Source organism: Acidovorax sp. WCS2018Noco2-16 (assembly GCF_031843945.1).
Lineage (GTDB): Bacteria > Pseudomonadota > Gammaproteobacteria > Burkholderiales > Burkholderiaceae_C > Paracidovorax.
Genome location: NZ_JAVTJJ010000001.1, coordinates 539,255 through 563,032, shown reverse-complemented (window position 1 = coordinate 563,032; position 23,778 = coordinate 539,255). Strand labels below are relative to the sequence as shown.

Genomic DNA, 23,778 nt, shown 5'->3' with positions numbered 1-23,778 from the left:
AAGGCCTGCAGCGCAGGCCCATCAAGCTTTTGTGGCTATCAATTCGATAGTTACATGCCCGAATAGTTCGGCCCGCCGCCGCCTTCGGGCGTGACCCACACGATGTTCTGCGTCGGGTCCTTGATGTCGCAGGTCTTGCAGTGCACGCAGTTCTGCGCGTTGATCTGCAGCCGTTGCGCGTCGCCGCCCTTCGCTTCGTCGGGCACGAATTCGTACACGGCAGCCGGGCAGTACCGCGCCTCGGGCCCGGCGTATTTCGCCAGGTTGATGTTCACCGGCACGCTCGCGTCCTTCAGCGTCAGGTGGGCGGGCTGGTCTTCGGCGTGGTTGGTGTTGCTGATGAACACGCTGGAGAGGCGGTCGAAGGTCAGCTTGCCGTCGGGCTTGGGATAGACGATGGGCTTGCAGTCGGCGGCCGGCTTCAGGCAGGCGTGGTCGGGCTTGTCGCGGTGCAGCGTCCACGGGATGTGGCCCTTGAGCACGAACTGCTCGATGCCGTTCATCAGCGTGGCGGTGGCCAGACCCTTCTTGAACCAGGTCTTGAAGTTGCGCGCCTTGTTCAGCTCGGTATAGAGCCAGCTGTTTTCAAAGGCAGCGGGGTACGCGGCCAGCTCGTCGTGCTGACGGCCGCCTTGAATGGCCTCGAAAGCCGCTTCGGCGGCCAGCATGCCGGTCTTGATGGCGGCGTGGCTGCCCTTGATGCGGCTCACGTTCAAAAAGCCCGCGTCGCAGCCCACGAGCGCGCCGCCAGGGAAGACGAACTTGGGCAGGCTCATCAGCCCGCCCGCGGTGATGGCGCGTGCGCCGTAACCAATGCGCTTGGCCGGCTTGATGCCCTTGGCCTCGTCGCCTTCCAGGTAGTAGCGAATGTTCGGGTGCGTCTTCCAGCGCTGGAATTCCTCGAACGGGCTCAGGTAGGGGTTGGAGTAGTCCAGCCCGGTGATGAAGCCCAGCGTGACCTTGTTGTCTTCGGCGTGATAGAGGAAGGCGCCGCCGTAGGTGTCGGCATTCATCGGCCAGCCGGCGGTGTGCATCACGAAGCCAGGCTGGTGGCGCTTGGGGTCGATTTCCCACAATTCCTTCACGCCGATGCCGTAGCTCTGCGGATCGCGCCCCTCGTCGAGCTTGAACCGTTCGATGAGCTGCTTGCCCAGGTGGCCGCGCGAGCCTTCGGCGAACAGCGTGTACTTGCCGTGCAGCTCCATGCCCAGCTGGAATTCGCCCGTGGGCTCGCCGTCCTTGCCTAGCCCCAAGTTGCCGGTGGCCACGCCCTTGACCGACCCGTCTTCGTTGTAGAGCACTTCGGCAGCCGGGAAGCCGGGGAAAATCTCCACGCCCAGCTCTTCGGCCTGCGCGGCCAGCCAGCGCACCACGTTGCCCAGGCTGACGATGTAGTTGCCGTGGTTCTGAAAGCACTCCGGCAGCAGGAAGTTGGGCGTGCGCCAGGACGACTTTTCGCCCAGGAAGATCATCGCGTCGTCGGTGACCGGCTGGGTCAGCGGAGCGCCCTTGGCCTTCCAGTCGGGGATGAGTTCGGTCAGCGCCTTCGGGTCCATGATGGCGCCCGACAGAATGTGCGCGCCGGGCTCCGAGCCCTTTTCCAGCACCACGACGGACAGCTCCTGCCCCTTGTCGGCCGCCAGTTGCTTGAGCCGGATGGCGCTGGCCAGCCCGCCGGGCCCGCCACCCACGATCACCACGTCGTATTCCATGGCTTCGCGCGGGCCATAGGTGCTCAGAATTTCGTCTTTCGTCATGGGCGTCTCTTCATCGTTTGATAATCGTCACGGTGGGTCGCTGGAGCGGAGTCTGGCGTTCACCTCGCAACCGATTGTATGCATGGCTTTTGGCAAGTGAACGATCGTTCTTTTTTAGGGGATCCACGGATGGCTTACCGCAATGAAACGCTCGGCAGAGAAGCATTCGGCACCGGCGCATCCGTCGGTTTTGCGCGTTGATGCTCACGGGCATCGCGGCGGGGCTGGCGGCGGGCGCACTCTGGGGGCTGGTGTTCGTGGCGCCGACCATGGCGCGCGGTTTTCCTTCCACCGACCTGACGGCCGGGCGCTTCATCGCCTACGGCGCCATGGCGGTGGGCATGCTGCTGTGGAACCTGCGCGGCACGCCGCGCTGGCCCACGCTGCGCCAGGCCGGTGCGGCGCTGTGGCTGTCCATCCTCGGCTTCACGGGCTACTACTTTCTGCTGGTGCTGGCCATTCGCGACGCGGGCGCAGAAATGCCGGCGCTCATCATCGGCACCATTCCGCTGTGGGTCATCTTGCTGGGCAAGCCGCACGGCCTGCGCTGGGCGGCCTTGCTGCCCGGGCTGGCGCTCACCGTTGCCGGGCTGGTGCTGATGGCCGACGTGCCGCATGGCGAGCCCGCGGCGGCCAATGCGGCATCGGCCGCCGCCACCTACTGGCGCGGCATCGGCCTGGCGTTGGTGGCGCTGGTCTTCTGGACGGCGTTCGCGTTGCTCAATTCCGCCTGGCTGAAGCGCCACCCGGACGTGCGCGCGGCCGACTGGGCCAACTGGCTGGGCATTGCCACCGGCCTGGGCGGGCTGTTGCTGTGGCTAGCCGATGGTTCCAGCGTGGCATCGCTGGCGGCGCGCCCGGGCTTTGGCGGCTTCGTGCTGGTGTGCCTGGCCATCGGCGTCGGCGCCAGCTGGCTGGCCACACTTTTGTGGAACGTCGCCAGCCAGCGCCTGTCGGCCAGCCTGTGCGGCCAGCTCATCGTCAGCGAGACCTTGTTCGCACTGGTCTATTCCTTCGCCTGGGACGGCCGCTGGCCCAGCGCCGCGCAGTGGGCAGCCTGCATGCTGTTCACGCTGGGCATCCTGGCGTCGATCAAGGCGCATCGGTAGCAATATGAAGGCCAAATCGGCCTCTAGCGCTTGATGTATAAGCGCAAGCAGCTATTGATTTTGTAGCAACCTTCAACGCACCACGCGAAACCGCGTGGCGTGCGCCGTCAGCCAGCCGGCGACCAGTTCGGCCGCGCCGGGCGACTGCGCTTCGTGGTCGGGGTGGAAATCGCGCCGCAGGTAGCGCAGCGCAGCCGGCACGGCGCGCCAGACCAGGCCGTCGCGGCCCCAGAACAGGTCCAGCGCCTGCCACCAGGTAGAGGGGCGCCACAGCGTGCCGTCGCGGTGCAGGTTCAGCACGGTCTGGCACAGGGCCTCCCGCACGAAGACCAGGCTTACCAGCACAAACCAGCGCACGCGCCAGGCGTGGTTGCCGCCCACCGCGCGGTACAGGTCGAACGCGACCGAGCGGTGTTCGGTCTCCTCGGCTGCATGCCAGCGCCACAGCAGCTGCATCTCGGGCTCGGCACCCTCCAGCCAGCGCGGGTAGCGCAGCGTGCCGTCGGCCAGCCGCGCGGTGTAGTGCTCATACGCGCAGGTGGCGGCCAGCGCGTGCAGTGGGTGGGGCGCGCGGCGTTGCAGCAGGTCGATGCGTTGGCGCGCCCAGTGCTGCCAGCGGTTGACCAGGCCCTGCTTTTCCAGCTGCGCGTTGCACAGGCCGTGGATGTGGCGGTGCGTCGCTTCTTGCCCGATGAAGCCACGCAGCTGCTCTTGCGGCGCCTCGCGCAGCGCGGCATGTTTCGGGGCTTTGGGAAGTAGCGGCGCGGCGTTGCGCACGGCGTCGATGAAGAATTGTTCGTCCACCGGAAAGCTCATCGACAGCGCGTTGAAGAACTGCGTGCGAAAGGCATTGCCGCCGTGCCAGTGGCGGCCAAAGCCTTGCTGCAGGTTCACCCCAAGCTTGCGAATGGGCAGCGGGCTGGGGCGCTTGGCGTTGTTGGCGGGCGTCTCGGTAGACGTGTCGGCGAGGTCGGGGGCTGGGCTTGTCATGGCATTTCCGGTTCGGGGTCGAACGCTTGCAGCGCCCCTTGTTTCTGAGCATTATTCAGGTTTACACCGCTGGCGCTACTCGCCTAATGCTCAGGTTTTGCCAGCTCCATCCATGAAGAAGCCCATATCGCCAAAACCCACGCCAGACATGCGCCGCCAGCCCACGCAAGAGCGCGCGCTGCAGACCATCGAGGCCATCTTCGGCGCGACGGCTCAGATTGTTGAACAGGGTGGAGAGGCGGCCGTGACCACCAACCGCATCGCCCAGGTGGCGGGCTTTTCCATCGGCACGCTCTACCAGTACTTTCCGTCCAAGGAGTCGATCCTGCTGGCGATGGTCGAGCGCGAGCGCGACCGGGTGCAGCAGCGGCTGCAACAGTTGCTGGGTGTGGCGGTGGCCGAGCAGCGCGAGGTGCGCGGCGTGCTGCGCGACATGGTGGCGCTGCTGGTGGCCGCGTTCGGCACCGGCGGGCGGTCGCTGGCTGGGCGGCACATGGTGCGGCTGGGCTGGCGCATCGACCACCACGACCGCATCACGGCCGCGCTGCGCGAAGGCGCCGAGCGCAACGCGATGGCCCTGTCGCGCCTGGTGCAGCAAGGCGACGCTTCGGTGCGCGCGCCCACGCCGGCGATGATGTTCGTGGCAACGCGCGCGGTGATGGGCGCCATCCGCAGCGCGTCGCTGGAAGGCTCGCCCCTGCTGGGCACGCGCGAGTTCGAGGACGAACTGGTGCGCATGGTGTGGGGCCTGTTGCGGGTCGATGGCGGCGAGCCCTAACTTTTCGCTTGGGAGTTCATTTCAAAGCAGCGCCTTAAAAGCGAGTCACTGACCACCTATTAGCCCGGGGAGACATTACACTGCGTGCAACCAATTGTGACTAAGGGAGAGAGAAATGTCGGCACAAGCAGGAGTTACTGTAAATATTAATGAAATAAAAAAAAGAAAAAATAGAACTATATTCAATGATTTTTCTGCTGCTGAGTTAATTTTCGCAATAGTCGGTCCGGTTGGCTCCGGCACTAGCTTTGTCGCAAAAGCTCTCGAAACTTTGGTGCGCAATCAACTAAGTGATAAAGAGACTGTGCAGGTTGTGCAAATTAAAGCAAGCAAGATCATAGAAAAACACGCGAATAAGGAAGATTTAGAGGCCACGGTCTTGGACAAGCTCAAGAGAGCTACCCTTTTTCAAGATGTAGGGGATGAGATTCGTAGGGAAGATCCATCTGCTCTTGCGGTTCAGATGATTGCTGAAATAAAAAATCAGCGTGAACTTCTTGAAAAACAAGGCGTGACCTATCTTAATGAGAATGAGCGGCCAAAAAAAGTTTTTATTATTGATTCTCTTAAGCATCCTGAAGAGGCTGCCCTGCTTCGGGGTGTCTATCGAGAGTCTTTTTGTTTGATAGGAGTTGTGTGTGAAAAAGAAAAAAGAGAAAAAAGATTAAAAGAAGAAAAGTGTCCCGACTCATCTCGTAATGAAGTTGCCGTATTCATGAAGAGAGATGAAAATGAGGGGGTTCCACACGGTCAAAAAGTTGCTGCCACTTTCCACTTATCAGACTTCTTTGTAGATAATACTGAAGATCGAGAGACGGCAGATCGAGAATCCAATCCAAATTGGGATGTTAATGAAAAATTGGGCCGTCTGATTGATATTCTACAAGCTAAAAAAGTCGTTCGTCCGACCCCTAGCGAAGCTGGAATGTTTTATGCGCATGGGGCGCAGCACAAGAGCGCATGCCTCTCTCGTCAAGTCGGTGCCTCGCTCACTGACCGAAAAGGAAACCTAATTGCTACAGGAACCAACGAAGTTCCTCGTGCTGGCGGCGGTGTTTACGGCGGGAATAGTGAGAAATTTGATTTCGATGATAATAGTGAGGCAGATCATCGCTGTTTTGCAACAAATAAATATTGTAGTAATACAAAAAATCAAGCAGAGATTATTGAGGAAGTGATACAAGCAATTCCAGAATTGAAAAATTCAAATTCAAAAGATATTGGCGATAATCTCAAAAAGACTCGACTTGGTCAGTTGATTGAATTTAGTCGTGCTGTACATGCAGAAATGGATGCTTTGTTGTCTGCAGGCCGGCAAGGAAAATCGACCGTGGGATCAAAGCTGTTTGTGACCACATTTCCATGTCATTATTGTGCTAGACATATTGTTACGGCAGGCATTGAGGAAGTGCAGTATATTGAGCCATATCCTAAAAGTAAAGCCTTAACACTTCATCAAGACGCAATTGGACAAATTGCTTCCGAATGGATTTCTCCTTTTGATCCAAAAATCGGTGTGAAGCCTAAGAAAGTGCTTTTTAGGCCTTTCACAGGCGTTGCCCCTAGGCTGTATCAACGCGCCTTTGTGAAAGATAGAGAACTGAAAGATGGAAAAGGTGATTTTAAAGTGGGTGAGCGTCTATGGTCTTCAGACCTCCTTAAAGAAGGCTACACATCCATTGAAAATGCACTTTTGAAGGAGCTTCAAAATGGCTAGTAATGTGTATTTTTTTGAAGATAAAGTAAAAAATCGTGATCTAAAAGATGGGCGAAAAAAAGGGTCAGAGGTGGAAGGTGCTAATATTCAAAAGTGCATCGCAAAGCAACTATCTTTACAGTTTGAAAAGCCGCATGATTTAATTTTTGTTTTTCCCCATGAATTTAATCAAATTCAGGGCTTTGTTGGCTTTCTTGAATCCCAGTCAATCGAAATAATTTTAGACCTCAGAGCAGCCCCTCGATTAGATTTTGCTGCAACCGATAGGCGGGGGGCTTTTCGAGAATTTAATAGATTAAATGTCACCTACGTGGATATCTTGGGTCGTACAGATTTTCTCCCGGGAAAATCCTTTGAAGCCCAAATGAAAATTATCGAAAGCGTTAAATCCGAGCTTGGGCGTCACCTGGATGTTGCAGCACCCGTTTTAATGCTTTTTGATGATATTGGTTTGTACAACATGTGCGGCCAGGCTCTTGTCGGTCTTCACGAAATAATAAAGCTTGATCCCGCATGCATGATTGATGAAAACACCGATTCCGATCAATTGCAGATGTGAGGCAATAAGCACGATAATTTTGCGATTTTAAAGAAGTCATGCTTGATCTAAAGCGTGTATAGATCGGAGGTCTTTAGGCCTTGATCCATAAATAAGCAACTTCAATGCCGTATTTTTACAGATTATGGAGTTATTCCTGAATCACCTGCATTTAGGTACGTTAGGTAATCAGGTCACCGGCGCCGGGTTGAACAGCACCAGCTGGTTGTGCAGCTTCCAGCGCTCGGCCCAGGTTTTCTGGCGGCCGCTGGCCACCTCCAGCATCATGTGGAACATCTCCCAGCCCACGTCCGCGATGGTGGCGTCGCCGTCGGCGATGCGGCCGGCGTTGATGTCCATCAGGTCATGCCAGCGCCGCGCCAGGTCGCTGCGCGTGGCCACTTTGATGACGGGCACCTGCGCCAGGCCGTAGGGCGTGCCCCGGCCGGTGGTGAACACGTGCAGGTTCATGCCGGCGGCCAGCTGCAGCGTGCCGCAGATGAAGTCGCTGGCCGGGGTGGCGGTGTAGAGCAGGCCCTTCTGGCGCGCCTTGTCGCCGGGCGCGACGACGCCCGAGATCGCCGCGCTGCCCGACTTGACGATGGAGCCCATGGCCTTCTCGACGATGTTGGACAGGCCCCCCTTCTTGTTGCCGGGCGTGGTGTTGGCGCTGCGGTCCACGCGGCCCTGGTTCAAATAGTTGTCGTACCAGGCCATCTCGCGAATCATGGCCTCGGCCACTTCCGGCGTGCTGGCGCGCGAGGTGAGCTGGTCGATGCCGTCGCGCACTTCGGTCACTTCACTGAACATCACGGTGGCGCCGGCGCGCACCAGCAGGTCGGTGCAAAAGCCCACGGCCGGGTTGGCCGTCACGCCGCTGAAGGCGTCGCTGCCGCCGCACTGCACGCCCACCACCAGTTCGCTGGCAGGCACGGTCTCGCGCTGGCGGGCGTTCAGGCGTTGCAGGTGCACCTCGGCCTGCCGCATGATGGATTCGACCATCGACATGAAGCCCACGTGCGCGTCGTCCTGCAGGCAGACCACGTCGAGCGGAGATTCTTCCAGCGTACGTTCGTCGCGCAGCGGAATGCTGCCGGGCGGCAGCAGGCGCTCGGGCTGCAGCTTCTCGCAGCCCAGGCTGACGACCATGACCTCGCCGCCGAAGTTGGGGTTGAGGCTGATGTTGCGCAGGGTGCGGATGGGAATGATCGCGTCGGGCGCGTCGATGGCCACGCCGCAGCCGTAGCCGTGCTCCAGCGCCACCACGTCGTCCACGTTCGGAAAGCGCGGCAGCAGCTCGGCCTTGATGCGCTGCACGGCGAAGTCGGTCACGCCGGCCACGCACTGCACGGTCTGCGTGATGGCCAGAATGTTGCGCGTGCCCACCGAGCCGTCGGCATTGCGGTAGCCCTCGAAGGTGTAGCCGGTGAGCGGCTCCATGACGGGCGCTTGCACGGTAGAGATCGGCAGGCCTTCGAGCGAGCGCGCCTCGGGCATGTTCAGCAGCTTTTCATGCACCCAGCTGCCAGCGGGAATGGCCTTGACGGCATAGCCGATAGGCACGTTGTAGCGGCGCACCACGCCGCCTTCGGCGATGTCGTGCAGCGCCACCTTGTGCGCCTGCGGCACGTGGTCGACCAGCACGATGCCATCGGACAGCACGGTGCCGACGGGCAGGCCACCGTCGTTGGCCACGATGGCGACGTTGTCGGCCTCGTGCATCTTGATGTGCAGCGGAGGGCGCACGGGCGTGGTTCTAGCGTTCATGGGGGGCTCCAGTGGCAAGAGGTTCAGCAGCTCTCAGGCCGCTTTTTTGTCAGACAGGCTTCAGTTCGATGCGCTTGATGTCCTGGACGATCACCAAATAGGCGAAGACCGTCACCAGGGCGTTGAGCCCGACGAAGACGAGTGCGCCGCCGAACGAATGCGTGGCCGCGAGGATATAGCCGATGACGATGGGCGTGACGATTCCGGCGATGGCGCCGAAGGTGTTGAAGATGCTGCCCGCCAGGCCGATCACTTCCTTGGGCGCCACGTCGGCCATCACCGCCCAGCCAAAGGCGCCGAAGCCCTTGCCGAAGAAGGCCAGCGCCATCAGGCCGACGATCATCCAGTCGGCGCTGACGTAGTTGCACAGGATCATGCTGGACGACATCAGCATGCCGATGACGATGGGCGTCTTGCGCGCCACCGTCAGCGATACGCCGCGCCGCAGCATCCAGTCCGAAACGACGCCGCCCAGCACCCCGCCGATGAAGCCGCAGATGGCCGGCAGCGACACCATGAAGCCGGCTTTCAGGATGGACATGCCGCGTTCCTGCACCAGGTACACCGGGAACCAGGTCAAGAAGAAGTACGTCAGCACGTTGATGGAGAACTGGCCCAGGTAGATGCCCACCAGCATGCGGTTGGTCAGCAGTTGCCAGGCGTAGAGGGCGGTCTGGCCCTTGGGCTTGGCCTGCGCGTTGGCCGCAGCGTCTTCACCCATGTGGATGAGTCCGCCGCCTGCGGCGATGTGGTCCAGTTCGGCGCGGTTCACGCCGGGGTGCGAGGCGGGGCTGCGAATGAAGAACCACCAGACAATGGCCAGCACGATGCCCGTGACACCCATCGAGATGTAGACCCAGTGCCAGCCCACCCAGTGCGTGAGCGCGGCCATCAGCGGCGTGAACACCACCGCCGCGAAATACTGCGCCGAGTTGAAGATGGCCGACGCCGTGCCGCGCTCTTGCGTAGGGAACCAGCCGGCCACGACCTTGGCGTTGGCCGGAAAGGCCGGCGCTTCGGCCATGCCGACCAGAAAGCGCATGACGAACAGCGTGGCCACAGCCGTGGCGGCCGAGGTGAAGATGCCCACGGTGGACTGCAGCAGCGTGAACACCGACCAAAAGAAGATGCTGGCCGCATACACGCGCCGCGCGCCGAAGCGGTCCAGCAGCCAGCCGCCCGGCAGTTGCGACAGCACATAAGCCCAGCTGAACGCCGAGAAGATGTAGCCCATCTGGATGGTGTCGAACCCGAACTCCTTTTGCATCGTCGGGCCGGTGATCGACAACGTGGCGCGGTCGGCGTAGTTGAAGGTGGTGACCAGGAAGATCATCGCCAGCACCCAGTAGCGAACGTGCGTGCGCGGCTCCTTGGCCGCCGCTGCAGGGCGGGCAGATAAAGAGGAGGGGTCGAGTACAGCTTGGCTCATAAATACGCGGGCTTCAGGGGTGCCCGTTCAGTGGGGAATCAGGGGGCTCTGGGCGGCCGTTTTTTTCAGGCGCGCTGGCCGATCTCGGCCGATTCGCGCGTCCAGCCGGCGGCCTGCTCGCTGAGCGACAGGCCCAGGCCCGGGCGCGTGGGCACCAGCATGCGGCCGCCTTTCAACTCCAGGCGTTCGTTGAACAGCGGTTCCAGCCAGTCGAAATGCTCGACCCAGGGCTCGCTGGGGTACACGGCGCCCAGGTGCACGTGCAGCTCCATCGCAAAGTGCGGGGCCAGCATCACGTGGGCGGCCTCGGCCTGCGCGGCCACCTTCAAGAACGGCGTGATGCCGCCCAGGCGGGGACCGTCGGGCATGATGAAGTCGGCACTGCGGTGGCGGATCAGCTCGGCATGTTCGGCGGCGCTGGTCAGCATTTCGCCGGTGGCGATGGGCGTGTCGAATTGCGCGGCCAATGCGGCGTGGCCTTCGTAGTCGTAGGCGTCCAGCGGCTCTTCGATCCAGATCAGGTTGAAGGCCTCGAAGGTGCGGCACATGCGCTGCGCGGTGGGGCGGTCCCACTGCTGGTTGGCGTCCACCATCAGCGAGACCTGGTCGCCCAGGTGCTTGCGGGCGGTGGAAACGCGGTGAATGTCCAGCGCGCAGTCGGGCTGGCCGACTTTCAGCTTCAGCCCGCCGATGCCGCGCTCCAGCGAGGCTTCGGCATTGCGCAGCAACTGGTCGAGCGGCGTGTGCAGAAAGCCGCCCGAGGTGTTGTAGCAGCGCACCGAATCCCGCTGCGAGCCCAGCAGCTTGGACAGCGACAGGTTGGCGCGGCGCGCCTTCAGGTCCCACAGCGCCACGTCGAACGCGCCGATGGCCTGCACCGCTAGGCCGCTGCGGCCCACCGACGCGCCAGCCCAGCACAGCTTGGTCCACAGGCGAGATATATCGCTCGGGTCTTCGCCGATCAGCGCGGGTGCGATTTCCTTAGCATGCGCAAACTGGCCGGGGCCGCCCGCGCGCTTGGAATAGCTGAAGCCCAGGCCGCGATGGCCGTCCTTTGTCTCGATCTCGGCGAACAGCATCGCGATCTCGGTCATCGGCTTCTGGCGGCCCGTCAGCACCTTGGCGTCGCTGATCGGGTTGGCCAGCGGCAGATAGCAAGACGACAGGCGTATCCAGGCGATGCTGTCCTGGCTGGCGGTGGCTGAGGAAGACGAGGCAGGCGACGAGGTCATGGCGAAAGAGGGCAGGCGGTGGGCTTCAGGAACAGGCAGGGCGCGAGTGGCTGCTGGCGCCCGTGGTTCTCTAGTCGATGGAGATCTTTCCGGTCTGGATCACGGTCTTCCAGCGGTCGTATTCCTTGCGCTGGAACGCCACGAACTCTTCCGGTGTGTTGGCCACCATCTCGAAGCCGATGGAGACGAACTGGTCGCGCACCTTCGGGTCGTTCAGTGCCTCGACGAAGGCGGCGTGGGCCTTTTGGCGCACGGCGGGCGGCAGGCCCTTAGGCGCGACGATGGCCTGCCAGGAGGCGACTTCCACGTTCTTCACGCCGGCTTCGGCCAGCGTGGGCACGTCGGGCAGCACGGGCGAGCGCTTGCCGCTGGTCACAGCCAGCGCGCGCATCTTGCCGCCCTTGATGTACTGGATCACCGAGTTCACGTTCTGGAACGATGCATCTACCTGGCCGCCGATGATGTCGGTGTGCGCGGGCGCGCCGCCCTTGTACGGCACGTGCATGCCTTGCGTGCCGGTCTGCTGCCAGAAAAGTTCGGCCGTCAGGTGGTCGCTGGAGCCATTGCCGGCCGAGGCGAAGCTCATCTTGCCGGGGTTGGCCTTCAGCTGCGCCACCACGTCGGCCACGCTCTTGATGGGCGAGCTGGCGGGCACCACCAGCACGTTGGGCGACTGCACCGCCACGGTGATGAGGTCGAAGTCTTTCAGCGGATCGAACGGCAGGCTCTTCATCAGGTGCGGCACGATGACCAGCGGGCCCAACGAGGTGACGAGGAAGGTGTTGCCATCGGACGCCGCACGCTGCACGAAGGTGGCGCCGATGGTGCCGGTCGCGCCGGGCTTGTTGTCCACCAGGAACGACTGCTTGAACTTCTCGGTCAGGCGGGGGCTGACGGCACGGGCGACCTGGTCGGTGGAGCCGCCGGGCGGGAACGGAACGACGAGGGTGACGGGCTTTTCGGGCCAGGCCTGGGCAGCGGCGCCGAAGGCGGCCAGTGCCAGCGCGGCGGTCATGCAAAGCTTTTTCATGGGTTTGTCTCCTGATGGATTGCCTGAGGGGTTGCCTGGCTTTGACATCGTTGTCATTGCCGAAGGCGACAGGACGGCATGCTTTGTTTTGGATAGCGCTGGGCGCCTATGAATACGCGTCAGGGAAAATGATATCGTTGTCATTTGTGGAAAAGAATGAGGGTTTTCCCGCAAGTTGTCGCCATCAAAAGCGGCAGGGCGGGGCGATCTGATACCGTCGCGCGGCCCGCATCTGCGCACCCGCCAGCTTCTTTTCTTCATGAATGCCCATTCCCGCTCTTCACCGCCCATCAAAGCCGCCACGCTGCATGACGTGGCCCGGGTGGCGGGCGTCTCGCTGATCACGGCGTCGCGGGCGCTGGGCAACCCGGGCATCGTTTCGGCGAAGACGCGTGAACGCGTGGAGCAGGCGGTGGAGGCGACGGGCTACATCCCCAACCTGTTGGCGGGCGGCTTGAAGTCCAAGCGCAGCCGCATGGTGGCGGGCATCGTGCCGGCGCTGTCGGTGTCGCAGTTTTTGCCCACGGTGCAGGCGCTGACGGCGGCGCTGCACGACGAGGGATACCAGCTGCTGCTGGGCCAGACCTTCTACGACGCCGAGCGCGAGGACGAGGTGCTGGCCGCGATGATCAGCCGCCAGCCCGACGGCATCGTAATGATGGGCCTGGTGCAGTCAGAGCGCGCCCGCGAGCGGCTGCGCCGCACCCGCATTCCGGTGGTGGAGACCTGGGACATCAGCGACCGGCCGGTGGACATGGTGATCGGCTTTTCGCACGTGAAGGTGGGCAGCGCTTTGGCGGGCTACTTTCTGGCGCGCGGCTGCCAGCGCGTGGGCATTGCCACGGGCGACGACCACCGCGCCATGCAGCGGCGCGAAGGCTTTCTGGCCGCCTGGGGCCGCGACGTGCCCACGGCGCTGGTGCCCGCGCCCAGCACGCTCGAATCAGGCCGGCGCGCGTTGGGCGAGTTGCTGGACAAGGAGCCGCGCCTGCAGGCCGTGGCCTGCAGCTCCGACATGCTGGCGCACGGCGTGCTGGTGGAAGCGCGTGCGCGCGGCCTGCGCGTGCCGCAGGACCTGGCGGTGTCGGGTTTCGGCAATGCGGAATTCGGCGCGCACATGCTGCCGGCCATCACCACCGTGCATGTGGACGGCCCCGAGATCGGCCGCCTGGCCGCGCGGCTGATCGTGGACCGCTGCCGGGGGCTGCAGCCCGAGCGCTCGTCGTTCGATTTGGGCTTTCGGCTGATCGAGCGGGCGTCCACGGCGGCGGTGGAGGCTTAAGGCCGCATCCATTGCTCTGGATGCTGAAATTGAGCCAAATCGGGCTCTAGCGCTTATGTATCAAGCGCTGGTAGCTATTAATTCGGTAGCGACTTCTTCTCGCGCGGCACGCGGCCCATCAGATAGAACTCCGGGTTGGGCTGCATGCCCGCAAAGCTCGCCATGCGGTTAGACAGCCCGAAGAACGCGGTGATGGCCGCGATGTCCCAGGCGTCTTCATCGTCGAAGCCGTGGGCATGCAGGGCGTCGATGTCGGCGCCCTCGATGGTGTGGCTGGCCAGGCACACCTTCATCGCAAAGTCGAGCATGGCGTGCTCGCGCGGGCTGATGTCGGCCTTGCGCCAGTTGACCGCCACCTGGTCGGCCAGCATCGGTTTTTTCTCGTAGATGCGCAAAATCGCGCCGTGCGCCACCACGCAATAGAGGCACTGATTGGCCGCGCTGGTGGCGGTGACGATCATCTCGCGCTCGCCCTTGGTCAGGCTGCCTTCCTCCTTGAGCATCAGCGCGTCGTGGTACGCGAAGAACGCGCGCCATTCGGCCGGGCGGCGCGCAAACGCCAGAAACACGTTGGGAATGAAGCCGCTCTTTTCCTGCACCTCCAGGATGCGGGCGCGCAGGTCGTCGGGAAGGGTGTTCAGGTCGGGCAGGGGAAAGCGGGGTTCGGTCACTGTGAAAGTCTCCTGGAGGTTGAGAGACGGTTGTACCCAAGCCGCACCAGGCACGTAAGCAGGAAATCACGGATGCCGGGTCACCGATTCGACATCACGGGTGCCACTGGCTGGGCCGCACCGGCGCGCCGTTGCCGGCCGGTGCAGCCGCGTTGCCCGCCAGTGCGTACGACAGCTGGTTGGCCGCAGTCACCACCGTGCGGGCCAGCGCTTCAAGGCGGTCGGCCGGCAGACGCGACGCCGGCCCGGAGATGCAGACCGATCCCATCAGCCGCCAATGCATGCCGAAGACTGGCGCCGACACGGTGGCCACGCCCTGTTCGCGCTCGCCGATGGACCAGTGGTAGCCGCGCTGGCGGATCTCTTCGTAGGCCTCGCCCGGCTCGCCCGAAAACGCCAGGATCACGCGGCCCGGCGAGCCCTTGTCCAGCGGCAGGCCTTCGCCCATGCGGGCATGGTGGCGCAGCGCATGCGGGCCTTCCACCCGCACCAGGCAGGTCCGCACGCTGCCTTCGCGCACATAGAACGCAGCGCTCTCGCCAGTGGCCTGCGTTAGTTCGCGCAGCGCGGGCTCCAGCACGTTCTGCACGTCGAAGCCGGCCTGGTAGCGCGCGCCCAGCCAGCCGGCGGCCGGCCCCAGGCGCCAGTCGCCGTCTTCGCGCTGCACCATGAAGCCGGACTGCGCCAGCGTGCGCGCCAGCCGCAGCACCGTAGTCTTATGCAGCCCGGTGCGCCGGCTGAGTTCGGCCAGCGCCAAACGCGATTCGCCCAGCGCGAAGGCTTCGAGCAACTGCAGCGCACGGGTGACGGCAATCACTCCGCCGGCAGCAGCGGCGATGGCCTCGGGGCCGTTCGACTCGGTCGATTCGGTGGCGGGCTGGACTGCGTCGAGCGCTGCGGGAAGCGGTGTGTGCGGGTTGCTCATGGTGCTACGCGTTGCGTTGTGTGAAACGCCATTGTATGGATTGAAACGTTTATCTAAAGTCACCCGCGTCGCCATTCAGCAGCCCAGGTTGCAGAGCGGTGATCGAATTTTCATAAACGGAGACAAAAACCATGTTCCAGCATTCCTGTGCTGCGTCGTCGCGCGCCGCCGCTTCTTCCCTCACGCTCAAGCCGGCATTGCCGCGCATCCGCCTGGCCGTGGCCGGCGCCGCGCTGGCTGCATTGGCGCTGGCTTCGGTGCCCTCCGTGGCCGTGGCGCAGGCGGCCTATCCGGCCAAGCCCATCCGGTTGATCGTGCCATTCCCGCCCGGCGGTGGCACCGACATGATTGCCCGCACCGTTGCGCAGAAGCTGGCCGATCAGAACCAGTGGACGGTGGTGGTGGACAACCGCCCCGGCGCTGGCGGCAACCTGGGCGTGGACGCGGCGGCCAAGTCCGCACCCGACGGCTACACGCTGGTCATGGGCCAGACCAGCAACCTGGCCATCAACCCGTCGCTGTATGCCAAGCTGCCTTATGACTCTCTGAAGGACCTGGTGCCGGTGGCGCTGGTGTCGTCGGCGCCCATCGTCATGGCCACGTCGGCCACGTCGCCCTACAAGACGTTTGCCGACGTGGTCGCGGCCGCCAAGGCCAAGCCCGACGGCATCACGCTCGGCTATTCGGGCAACGGCACGGTGGCGCATCTGGCGGGCGAGCTGGCGCAGGGCGCCTCTGGCATCAAGCTGCGCCACATTCCGTACAAGGGCGCATCGCAGGCCATGACCGACCTGGTGGGCGGGCAGATCGACCTGTACATGTCGGCCGTGCCCACGCTGCTGGGCCAGGTGCGCAACGGCAAGCTGCATGCGGTGGTGGTCACCTCGCGCCAGCGCTCCAGCCAACTGCCGCAGACGGCGACGATGGAGGAGTCGGGCTACAAGGGTTTTGAGGCCACGTCGTGGTACGGCGTGCTCGCGCCGGTCGGCACGCCGGCGGCCATCGTTCAGCAGCTGAACAAGGCCATCAACAGTGCGCTGGCCCAGCCCGATGTGGCCGACAAGCTGCGCTCCGAAGGCGGGGAAGTACTGGGCGGCACGCCCGAGAAGTTCAGCGCGCTGCTGCGCGCCGAAGTGCCCCGCTGGGCCAAGATCGTCAAGGATTCGGGCGCCAGCCTGGATTGATGTCTGCCCGCACTGCATCGCATTCATCACACCAGACCATCGCCATGACTTCTTCTCCCGACATCATCCGTGACATCGAGCGCGTGGGCGCCGAAGTCGTCGCCAAGGCCGCGACCTTCCAGGCCGCCATCCTGGCCGACGTGGCCGGACGCCGCGGCACCATGCACGCCCGCGTGGCGCCCGTTCACCAGAGCATGAAGGTGGCCGGCCCGGCCTTCACCGTCGAGGTGCGGCCCGGCGACAACCTGATGATCCACGCCGCCATCGCGCTGGCCCAGCCCGGCGACGTGCTGGTGATCGACGGCAGGGGCGACCAGACTGCCGCGCTGATGGGCACGCTGATGCTCAGCGCCTGCCAGAAGATCGGCCTGGCCGGCGTGGTCGTGGACGCCGCCATTCGCGACAAGCTGGAACTGCTCGACCTGGGCTTTCCCGTGTTCAGCGCCGGCTTCAACCCTGCCGGCCCGACCAAGTACGTGCCCGGGCGCATCAACCACCCCATTTCGGCAGGTGGCGCCGTGGTGAACCCGGGCGACCTGGTGGTGGGCGACGCCGACGGTGTGGTGGTCATCGAGCGGGCCAAGGCGCCCGCCATGCTGGCCCTGGCCGACAAGAAGGTCGCCGACGAGGCCGCGCGCATCGAGGCGATCGCCCGGGGCGACACGGCATCGAAGTGGCTGCCTGCCGCGCTGCGCGCCGCCGGTGTGCTCAAGGATGGAGAAACGCTGTGAGTGCCGGTGCCATCCTCGTCACCGGCGCCGACCTGGCGCAGCAGGCGCTCGATCTGCTTGAAGATTTCGAGATCGTCTATGCCGGCAAGACGCCCACCGAAGGCGACCTGGTGGCGCTGTGCAGGCAGCACGACCCGGTGGCCATCATCGTGCGCTACGGCCAGGTGGGCGCGGCGGTGATGGATGCTGCGCCCTCGCTCAAGGTGATCTCCAAGCACGGCAGCGGCACGGACACCATCGACAAGGAGGCCGCAAAAGCGCGCGGCATCGACGTGGTGGCCGCTGCGGGTGCCAACGCGGCGGCGGTGGCCGAGCAGGCGCTGGCGCTGCTGCTGGCCTGTGCCAAGTCCGTCGTGCAGCTGGATGCGCGCATGCACGCCGGTCACTGGGACAAGGCCACGCACAAGAGCCTGGAGCTGGGTGGGCGCACCGTGGGCGTGGTGGGCCTGGGCGCCATCGGGCTGCGGTTTGCCAGGATGGCCGATGCGCTGGGCATGCGGGTGATCGGGTTTGATCCATTTGCCCGCGATTTGCCAGCCCATGTGCAAAGCGTGGATCTGGACACGATCTGGCGCGAGTCCCACGCCATTTCGCTGCACTGCCCGCTGAAGGACGAGAACCGGGGCCTGGTGAACGCCGCCACGCTGGCGCAGTGCCAGCGCGGCGTGATCGTGGTGAACACCGCGCGCGGCGGGCTCATCGACGAAGCGGCGCTGCTGGCCGCCGTGCGGTCGGGCCAGGTGATGGCCGCCGGGCTGGACAGCTTCGCCGTGGAGCCCATGGCAGCGGGCCACCCCTTCCAGGGCGAGCGGCGCTTCATCCTCAGCCCGCACATCGGTGGTGTGACCTCCGATGCCTACGTGAACATGGGCGTGGGCGCGGCGCGCAACCTGCTGGCCGTGCTGGCACGCGCGCCTGCCGCCACGGCTGCTGCATGACCTGTCTGGAGCTGCCTGCGGGTAGGTTTAGAGCCAAATAGGCCTCTAGCGCTTATGCATCAAGCGCTGGTAGCTATTGAATTAATAGCGAAAGAGGCCCGCTCAGTTCACTGCGCTGCAGCCGACCGGCCCGCGCCACGGTAGCGCGACAGCCAGTGCGCATACGGCGCAGGCAGCTTCCAGTCAGGCTGGTCTTCGCCCAGCGTCTGCGCCAGGTGATAGGCGTAGTGCGGGTTGGCCAGGTGGGCGCGGCCGATCATCACCAGACTCATCTGGCCCTCGGCTACCACGCGCTCGGCGGTGCGTGGGTCGTCGATGCACCAGGACGACGCCACGGGCACGCCGGCTTCGCGGCTGACGCGCTGCGCGATGGGCGCCAGGAAGGCGGGCGTGACCCAGGGAATCTGCGTGCCCGGAATGACGAAGTTGACGCTGACGTTGAGCAGGTCGAGCCCGCGCTCGCGTGCGCGGCGCGCGGCGGCCACGAAGTCGGCCTGCACGCGGGCGATATCCTCCAGCGTCATGGCACGGGGCACGCGCGGCAGGTTTTCACCGTAGGCGATGGCCGATGGCGTGATGGTGGGCCAGCTGTCCGGCGCGCCTTCGGCGATGTGGTCGTCACCTTCCCACGGGCGGTTGGCGCTGGCCTTTCGGCCGGCATGGCCGATCTGGATGCCGGGTACAGCGCCTGCGGCCTTGATGCCGGCGGCGATGCGCGACAGGCCCTCGGCCTGCTCGTCGTTCCACAGCCCCGTGCAGCCCGGGGTGATGCGGCCCTCGGGCGACACGCCCGTCGCTTCGACGATCACCAGCCCGGCGCCGCCGCGCGCGATGGAGGGGTCATGCACCTGATGCCAGTCGTTGGTCAGGCCGTCGGTGGCATGCCGGCCGATATCAAAACCCTGGACCTGAACCTGCTCAAAGCGCTGGACGCCTTGCTCGACGAGCGCAGCGTGACGCGCGCCGCCCAGCGGCTGGCGCTGACGCAGCCGGCCGTGAGCGGCATGCTCACGCGGTTGCGCGAGAGCTTTGACGACCCGCTGTTTGTGCGCATGCAGCGCGGCATCGCCCCCACGCTGCGCGCGCAGGATCCGGCGTTGCCGGTCAAACAGCTGCTGGGCCAGGTGGAATCGCTGCTGCAGCCGCCCGACTTCGACCCTGGGACGGCGACCATGACGCTGCGCATCGCATCGACCGACTACGCCCTTCAGACTGTGGTGGTGCCGTTTCTTGCGCGGTTGCGCCAGGGCGCGCCGCACCTGCGCGTGGCCGTGGTGCCACCGCAGCACCTGCCGGTGCAAGAGCGGCTGGAGCGCGGCGACATCGATCTGGCGCTGATCTCGCCCGAGAACACCGCGCCGGGCCTGTATGCCCGCCATCTCTTCGATGAGCACCATGTGTGCGTCATGCGCGAAGGCCACCCCGAGGCCAGCAACGGGCTTTTGTCGCTGGACCGCTTCTGCGCGCTGGACCGCGCACGCATTCCCTACAGAGGGGGCCGCTTCGAAGGTGTGACGGACGAGGCGCTGGCCCGCCTGGGCCGCACGCGGCGGGTGCTGCTGTCGGCCACCAGTTTCTGGTGCTTCCTGAAATCTTGAGCACCAGCGACCTCGCCGTGGTGCCACAGCGGCTGGTGGCACATGCGCCCGGTCTGGTCGTGCGCGAGCCGCCGCTGTCCACTGCGGGGTTTGCCAAGACGGCGGTATGGCATGAACGCACGCACCGCTTGTCGGGCCACCGCTGGGCCCGCGCATTGCTGTTCGGCATCTGCGGGTGCGACGGGGCAGAAGTGGCTTGATGTAGCCAAAAACTATCCCGAAGATGCGATTAATTGACTTAAAGGTATCTGGCAACGACCTTACTATTCACCTGTCTAACAGCCGAGAGGATCGCCCCATGACCGAAACAAGCAAGTGCCCTTTCCACGCCGCCGCAGCCAATGGCGGAACCATCAACAAGGACTGGTGGCCCAACCAGCTGCGCGTGGATCTGCTGAACCAGCACTCCGGCAAGTCCGACCCGCTGGGCGGTGCTTTCGACTATGCCGAAGAGTTCAGGAAGCTCGACTACGAAGGCCTCAAGCGCGATCTGCGTGCGCTGATGACCGACTCGCAAGACTGGTGGCCGGCTGACTTCGGCCACTACGGCCCGCAGTTCGTGCGCATGGCCTGGCATGCCTCCGGCACCTACCGCACGGGCGACGGCCGTGGCGGCGCAGGGCGCGGCCAGCAGCGGTTTGCGCCGCTCAACAGCTGGCCCGACAACGTCAACATCGACAAGTCGCGCCGCCTGCTCTGGCCCATCAAGCAAAAGTACGGCCAGAAGATTTCCTGGGCCGACCTGATGGTGCTGACCGGCAACGTGGCGCTGGAGAGCATGGGTTTCCGCACCTTCGGCTTTGCCGGCGGGCGCCAGGACACCTGGGAACCCGATCAGGACGTGTACTGGGGCAACGAGAAGACCTGGCTGGGCGGCGATGCGCGCTACGGCAAGGGCACGCCGGGCGACGGCACGCTGGTGGCCGAGCCCGCCATGCACGGGCATGAAAAAGAACGCGTGCTCGAGAACCCGCTGGCCGCCGTGCAGATGGGCCTGATCTACGTGAACCCCGAAGGCCCCGAAGGCAACCCCGACCCGATTGCAGCGGCGCACGACATCCGCGAGACCTTCGCCCGCATGGCGATGGACGACGAGGAAACCGTGGCGCTGATCGCCGGCGGCCACACCTTCGGCAAGACCCATGGCGCCGGCGCTGCCGACCATGTGGGTGCCGAGCCCGAAGCCGCCGGCCTGGAACACCAGGGCCTGGGCTGGGCCAGCAGCTTCGGCTCCGGCAAAGCGGGCGATGCCATCACCAGCGGCCTGGAAGTCACCTGGACCAGCACGCCCGCGCAGTGGGGCAACGAATTCTTCGAGAACCTCTTCAAGTTCGAGTGGGAACTGACCAAAAGCCCGGCCGGCGCGCACCAGTGGCAGGCCAAGAACGCTCCCGCGACCATTCCCCATGCGCATGACCCATCGCAAAAGCGCGTGCCGACCATGCTGACCACCGACCTGTCGCTGCGCTTCGACCCCGCCTACGAGAAGATCTCGCGCCGCTTTCTCGACAACCCGCAGGCCTTTGCCGAAGCCTTTGCCCGCGCCTGGTTCAAGCTGACCCACCGCGACCTGGGCCCCCGCGCCCGTTACCTGGGCCCCGAAGTGCCGAAGGAAGAGTTGATCTGGCAAGACCCCATTGCACCTGTGCAGCATGCACTGGTCGCCCCGGTCGATGTCGCCGCCCTCAAGCAACGCGTGCTGGACTCGGGCCTGACCGTGCAGGATCTGGTGGGTACGGCCTGGGCGTCGGCCTCCACCTTCCGCGGCTCGGACAAGCGCGGCGGTGCCAACGGTGCGCGCATCCGCCTGGCTCCACAGAAGGACTGGGCCGTGAACCAGCCCGAACAGCTGGCTCGCGTGCTGCAGGTGCTCGAAGGCATCCAGCGCGACTTCAACAAGTCGGCCGACGGTGACAAGCGCATTTCTTTGGCTGACCTGATCGTGCTGGCCGGTGCCGCTGGCGTCGAACAGGCGGCCCAAAGCGCCGGCGTGGCCGTGACGGTGCCGTTCATTCCGGGCCGGGGCGATGCGCGCCAGGACCAGACGGATGTGGAATCGTTCGCCGTGCTCGAACCCGTGGCCGATGGCTTTCGCAACTACACCAAGGGCCGCTACAGCGTGCCGGCCGAGGTGCTGCTGCTCGACAAGGCCCAGTTGCTGACGCTGACGGCGCCCGAAATGGCCGTGCTGGTGGGCGGCTTGCGCACCATCAACATCAACGTGGATGGCACGCAGCATGGTGTCTTCACGGCCAGGCCAGGCGCGTTGTCCAACGACTTCTTTGCCAACCTGCTGGACATGAACACCGAGTGGAAGCCCGCCGGCGACGTGTTTGAAGGCCGTGACCGCAAGACGGGTGCCGCGAAATGGACGGGCACCCGCGTCGACCTCGCCTTTGGCTCCAACGCCGTGCTGCGCGCGGTGGCCGAGGTCTATGCCAGCGCCGACGCGAAAGAGAAGTTCGTGCGCGACTTCGTGGCCGCCTGGGCCAAGGTGATGGATCTGGACCGCTTCGATCTGCGTTGATCGCCTGACACGGCTGAGCCGCATTGGCAAGAGCCCGCTGCCTGACACAGGTGGCGGGCTTTTTCTTCTGTGCGGCTTGTTCTGTTGGCGTCTACATTTCAACCTTGCGCGCTGATAGAGGCCTCTGACCGGCACTCGCACAGCATGCATTCCGAAGTCGATGACATGCCCTCATGCCGCGCGGCTCACAGACACGAGTGGGACTGCAGGATGCTGGGATTCACAAGCATGTTGCTCCCGCTGTACCAGCGCTGGTTTGGTCCCAGGGCCGATGAGGGCCGCCGCGAAGCTCCGTCCGCTTCAATGCCGCTCATTCGGCACGCAGCAAGTCGAATCGTTTGCTTTCCATACCCGTCCGGCCGCGCTCAAGGTAACAGCCGACGTGGTCCGCGCCGGGAGATGGGCGTGGACATGACGATCGCCGTGCGTGTTTCTCCCCACCGATTGATGTCGCCAAGGAAGGACTCCAGCGCAGCCATGTCCGCCACGGCCACACTCATCACGTACGAATCGGCACCGGTGACGTGGTGGCACTCGAGAACTTCGGCGCGCGTGCGCAGCGCCTTCAGCAGTGCCTGCTTGTGCGGTTGCCCGGTGGTGATGCCGATGATGGCCTGGACCTGCAACCCCACCTTGGTGGGATCGAGGTCTGCGTGCACACCGCGGATCACACCAGCTTCCTGCAGGCGCTTGAGACGCTCGGCCGAGGCAGCGATCGAAAGGCCGGCCGCCTCGGCCAGCGTCTTGAGCGGCGCACGGCCATCGGCCTGCAGCGCTTCAAGTAGTTTCCAGGCTTTGGCGTCGAGTTGAATGGATTCTGTCATCGATATTATTTTCCATAAATATTCTGGTATTTGCTAAATATCACAGTAAAAAAAACTTCAGGTGGTGAATTGACTTACCTACGATAGGTGGCATGGAACTAGTTGAAATCTTTTTCTCTTCGATGCTGATCGGGCTGTCGATTGCCGCCCCTGTCGGCCCGATCGGCGTGCTGACCATTCAGCGCAGTCTCGACCACGGTTCTCGCGCGGGGCTCGCCACCGGGCTGGGCGCCGCAGCGGCGGATGCTGTCTATGGCGCGGTAGGCGCCTTTGGCGCGAGCTGGCTGATCCAGGCCCTGGTTGCCGCGCGCTTGCCGCTCACGCTGTTCGGCGCAGGGTTTCTGCTGTGGATGGCCTGGCGGCTTGTGCGTGCGCCTGCGGTCCTGGGGCCGGTGGATGCCGGAGTGGCACGCAGCGGCTGGCACTACTTTGCCTCCACGTTCGTGCTGACGCTGTCCAGCCCGGCGACCATCCTCTTGTTCGTCGCGATCTTCGGCGCGATGGCCGGGCGTTCGGCCGTGACAGCACCCGCAACGATGGTGTTGGGCGTGCTGATCGGCTCGGCGATGTGGTGGCTATTTTTGAGCGGCATCGTTGGCCGGCTCCGCGCGCGCTTCGATTCGCGCTGGCAGCAGCGTATCAGCCTGGGGAGTGCGGGTGTGCTGATGGTCTTTGCCGTGTGGCAGGTGGCATCCATCCTGCGGTGACGGAGTCATCTGGCCGTTGTCCATCTGTTCGCCCCAGGTGAGCG

20 protein-coding genes and 1 pseudogene are annotated in these 23,778 nt (G+C 64.1%); 11 read left to right on the top strand and 10 right to left on the bottom strand.

Annotation, left to right across the window (positions count from 1 at the left end; genetic code table 11):
* Nucleotides 1–50 precede the first annotated feature (50 nt).
* Entirely contained in the window at nt 51–1,757 is a 1,707-nt protein-coding gene (locus RQI28_RS02495; protein ID WP_311221007.1) for an electron transfer flavoprotein-ubiquinone oxidoreductase, read from the bottom strand.
* Nucleotides 1,758–1,957: 200 nt separating this feature from the next.
* On the opposite strand from RQI28_RS02495, the gene RQI28_RS02490 reads away from it, so the two are divergent.
* The gene (locus RQI28_RS02490; protein ID WP_311221006.1) at nt 1,958–2,866 is read left to right on the top strand and encodes a DMT family transporter; all 909 of its coding nucleotides are present in this window, start codon (nt 1,958–1,960) and stop codon (nt 2,864–2,866) included.
* A gap of 72 nt (nt 2,867–2,938) precedes the next feature.
* Here the strand turns inward: RQI28_RS02490 and RQI28_RS02485 are convergent, their stop codons facing one another.
* On the bottom strand, nt 2,939–3,856 hold the full coding sequence (locus RQI28_RS02485) for a metal-dependent hydrolase (RefSeq protein ID WP_311221005.1): 918 nt from the start codon (nt 3,854–3,856) through the stop codon (nt 2,939–2,941).
* A 112-nt stretch (nt 3,857–3,968) separates the two neighbouring features.
* On the opposite strand from RQI28_RS02485, the gene RQI28_RS02480 reads away from it, so the two are divergent.
* From RQI28_RS02480 to RQI28_RS02470, 3 genes are all read left to right on the top strand, one after another.
* Nucleotides 3,969–4,634 carry a TetR/AcrR family transcriptional regulator gene (locus tag RQI28_RS02480; protein ID WP_311221004.1) on the top strand — a complete coding sequence of 222 codons (666 nt, stop codon included), beginning with the start codon at nt 3,969–3,971 and terminating at the stop codon, nt 4,632–4,634.
* A 115-nt stretch (nt 4,635–4,749) separates the two neighbouring features.
* Nucleotides 4,750–6,351, top strand: a complete 1,602-nt coding sequence (locus tag RQI28_RS02475) for an anti-phage dCTP deaminase (RefSeq protein ID WP_311221003.1) — start codon at nt 4,750–4,752, stop codon at nt 6,349–6,351.
* Nucleotides 6,344–6,910: a hypothetical protein gene (locus tag RQI28_RS02470; RefSeq protein WP_311221002.1), complete on the top strand. Its 567-nt coding sequence runs from the start codon at nt 6,344–6,346 to the stop codon at nt 6,908–6,910. Before RQI28_RS02475 ends, RQI28_RS02470 begins: the two co-directional genes overlap by 8 nt.
* A gap of 168 nt (nt 6,911–7,078) precedes the next feature.
* Here RQI28_RS02470 and garD read toward each other — a convergent pair whose 3' ends face one another.
* The 4 genes from garD to RQI28_RS02450 form a co-directional block, all read right to left on the bottom strand.
* Nucleotides 7,079–8,656, bottom strand: coding sequence for a galactarate dehydratase (gene garD / locus RQI28_RS02465; RefSeq protein WP_311221001.1), 1,578 nt, complete (start codon nt 8,654–8,656; stop codon nt 7,079–7,081).
* Between the two features lie 49 nt (nt 8,657–8,705).
* Nucleotides 8,706–10,085 (bottom strand): MFS transporter, encoded by a 1,380-nt coding sequence (locus RQI28_RS02460; RefSeq protein ID WP_311221000.1) that lies wholly within the window; start codon nt 10,083–10,085, stop codon nt 8,706–8,708.
* 65 nt (nt 10,086–10,150) lie between these two features.
* Entirely contained in the window at nt 10,151–11,317 is a 1,167-nt protein-coding gene (locus RQI28_RS02455) for an L-talarate/galactarate dehydratase (protein WP_311220999.1), read from the bottom strand.
* Between the two features lie 70 nt (nt 11,318–11,387).
* On the bottom strand, nt 11,388–12,347 hold the full coding sequence (locus RQI28_RS02450) for a tripartite tricarboxylate transporter substrate binding protein (RefSeq protein ID WP_311220998.1): 960 nt from the start codon (nt 12,345–12,347) through the stop codon (nt 11,388–11,390).
* Between the two features lie 259 nt (nt 12,348–12,606).
* Between RQI28_RS02450 and RQI28_RS02445 the strand changes: the two genes are divergently transcribed.
* Nucleotides 12,607–13,629, top strand: coding sequence for a LacI family DNA-binding transcriptional regulator (locus tag RQI28_RS02445; RefSeq protein WP_311220997.1), 1,023 nt, complete (start codon nt 12,607–12,609; stop codon nt 13,627–13,629).
* 77 nt (nt 13,630–13,706) lie between these two features.
* Here RQI28_RS02445 and RQI28_RS02440 read toward each other — a convergent pair whose 3' ends face one another.
* Nucleotides 13,707–14,300, bottom strand: coding sequence for a peroxidase-related enzyme (locus RQI28_RS02440; protein WP_311220996.1), 594 nt, complete (start codon nt 14,298–14,300; stop codon nt 13,707–13,709).
* A gap of 94 nt (nt 14,301–14,394) precedes the next feature.
* Complete coding sequence (locus RQI28_RS02435) at nt 14,395–15,225, bottom strand: IclR family transcriptional regulator (protein WP_311220995.1); 831 nt, start codon at nt 15,223–15,225, stop codon at nt 14,395–14,397.
* Nucleotides 15,226–15,356: 131 nt separating this feature from the next.
* Between RQI28_RS02435 and RQI28_RS02430 the strand changes: the two genes are divergently transcribed.
* Genes RQI28_RS02430 through RQI28_RS02420 form a run of 3 tightly spaced genes read left to right on the top strand, consistent with a single transcriptional unit; the run spans nt 15,357 to nt 18,078 of the window.
* A complete protein-coding gene (locus RQI28_RS02430; protein ID WP_311220994.1) occupies nt 15,357–16,409 on the top strand; it encodes a tripartite tricarboxylate transporter substrate binding protein in 1,053 nt (350 codons plus the stop codon).
* Nucleotides 16,410–16,453: 44 nt separating this feature from the next.
* Entirely contained in the window at nt 16,454–17,140 is a 687-nt protein-coding gene (locus RQI28_RS02425) for an RraA family protein (RefSeq protein ID WP_311220993.1), read from the top strand.
* Nucleotides 17,137–18,078, top strand: a complete 942-nt coding sequence (locus RQI28_RS02420; protein ID WP_311220992.1) for an NAD(P)-dependent oxidoreductase — start codon at nt 17,137–17,139, stop codon at nt 18,076–18,078. The genes RQI28_RS02425 and RQI28_RS02420 overlap by 4 nt, the downstream gene beginning before the upstream one ends.
* A gap of 107 nt (nt 18,079–18,185) precedes the next feature.
* On the opposite strand, the gene RQI28_RS02415 is transcribed toward RQI28_RS02420, so the two are convergent.
* Nucleotides 18,186–18,971, bottom strand: coding sequence for a hypothetical protein (locus tag RQI28_RS02415; RefSeq protein WP_311221548.1), 786 nt, complete (start codon nt 18,969–18,971; stop codon nt 18,186–18,188).
* On the opposite strand from RQI28_RS02415, the pseudogene RQI28_RS02410 reads away from it, so the two are divergent.
* Together RQI28_RS02410 and katG are read left to right on the top strand one after the other, a co-directional pair.
* Nucleotides 18,960–19,876 (top strand): annotated as a pseudogene (locus tag RQI28_RS02410) (LysR family transcriptional regulator). The gene RQI28_RS02415 and the pseudogene RQI28_RS02410 overlap by 12 nt on opposite strands.
* Before the next feature lie 98 nt (nt 19,877–19,974).
* Entirely contained in the window at nt 19,975–22,203 is a 2,229-nt protein-coding gene (gene katG, locus RQI28_RS02405; protein ID WP_311220991.1) for a catalase/peroxidase HPI, read from the top strand.
* A gap of 365 nt (nt 22,204–22,568) precedes the next feature.
* Here the strand turns inward: katG and RQI28_RS02400 are convergent, their stop codons facing one another.
* Complete coding sequence (locus RQI28_RS02400) at nt 22,569–23,027, bottom strand: Lrp/AsnC family transcriptional regulator (protein ID WP_311220990.1); 459 nt, start codon at nt 23,025–23,027, stop codon at nt 22,569–22,571.
* A gap of 122 nt (nt 23,028–23,149) precedes the next feature.
* On the opposite strand from RQI28_RS02400, the gene RQI28_RS02395 reads away from it, so the two are divergent.
* Nucleotides 23,150–23,734, top strand: coding sequence for a LysE family transporter (locus RQI28_RS02395; protein WP_311220989.1), 585 nt, complete (start codon nt 23,150–23,152; stop codon nt 23,732–23,734).
* Nucleotides 23,735–23,778 lie beyond the last annotated feature (44 nt).

Bases quoted from the DNA above. Each gene is read 5' to 3' on its own strand.
- RQI28_RS02495 (WP_311221007.1), bottom strand. From the start codon at position 1,757: ATGACGAAAGACGAAATTCTGAGCACCTATGGCCCGCGCGAAGCCATG.
- RQI28_RS02490 (WP_311221006.1), top strand. From the start codon at position 1,958: ATGCTCACGGGCATCGCGGCGGGGCTGGCGGCGGGCGCACTCTGGGGG.
- RQI28_RS02485 (WP_311221005.1), bottom strand. From the start codon at position 3,856: ATGACAAGCCCAGCCCCCGACCTCGCCGACACGTCTACCGAGACGCCC.
- RQI28_RS02480 (WP_311221004.1), top strand. From the start codon at position 3,969: ATGAAGAAGCCCATATCGCCAAAACCCACGCCAGACATGCGCCGCCAG.
- RQI28_RS02475 (WP_311221003.1), top strand. From the start codon at position 4,750: ATGTCGGCACAAGCAGGAGTTACTGTAAATATTAATGAAATAAAAAAA.
- RQI28_RS02470 (WP_311221002.1), top strand. From the start codon at position 6,344: ATGGCTAGTAATGTGTATTTTTTTGAAGATAAAGTAAAAAATCGTGAT.
- garD (WP_311221001.1), bottom strand. From the start codon at position 8,656: ATGAACGCTAGAACCACGCCCGTGCGCCCTCCGCTGCACATCAAGATG.
- RQI28_RS02460 (WP_311221000.1), bottom strand. From the start codon at position 10,085: ATGAGCCAAGCTGTACTCGACCCCTCCTCTTTATCTGCCCGCCCTGCA.
- RQI28_RS02455 (WP_311220999.1), bottom strand. From the start codon at position 11,317: ATGACCTCGTCGCCTGCCTCGTCTTCCTCAGCCACCGCCAGCCAGGAC.
- RQI28_RS02450 (WP_311220998.1), bottom strand. From the start codon at position 12,347: ATGAAAAAGCTTTGCATGACCGCCGCGCTGGCACTGGCCGCCTTCGGC.
- RQI28_RS02445 (WP_311220997.1), top strand. From the start codon at position 12,607: ATGAATGCCCATTCCCGCTCTTCACCGCCCATCAAAGCCGCCACGCTG.
- RQI28_RS02435 (WP_311220995.1), bottom strand. From the start codon at position 15,225: ATGAGCAACCCGCACACACCGCTTCCCGCAGCGCTCGACGCAGTCCAG.
- RQI28_RS02430 (WP_311220994.1), top strand. From the start codon at position 15,357: ATGTTCCAGCATTCCTGTGCTGCGTCGTCGCGCGCCGCCGCTTCTTCC.
- RQI28_RS02425 (WP_311220993.1), top strand. From the start codon at position 16,454: ATGACTTCTTCTCCCGACATCATCCGTGACATCGAGCGCGTGGGCGCC.
- katG (WP_311220991.1), top strand. From the start codon at position 19,975: ATGACCGAAACAAGCAAGTGCCCTTTCCACGCCGCCGCAGCCAATGGC.
- RQI28_RS02400 (WP_311220990.1), bottom strand. From the start codon at position 23,027: ATGACAGAATCCATTCAACTCGACGCCAAAGCCTGGAAACTACTTGAA.
- RQI28_RS02395 (WP_311220989.1), top strand. From the start codon at position 23,150: ATGCTGATCGGGCTGTCGATTGCCGCCCCTGTCGGCCCGATCGGCGTG.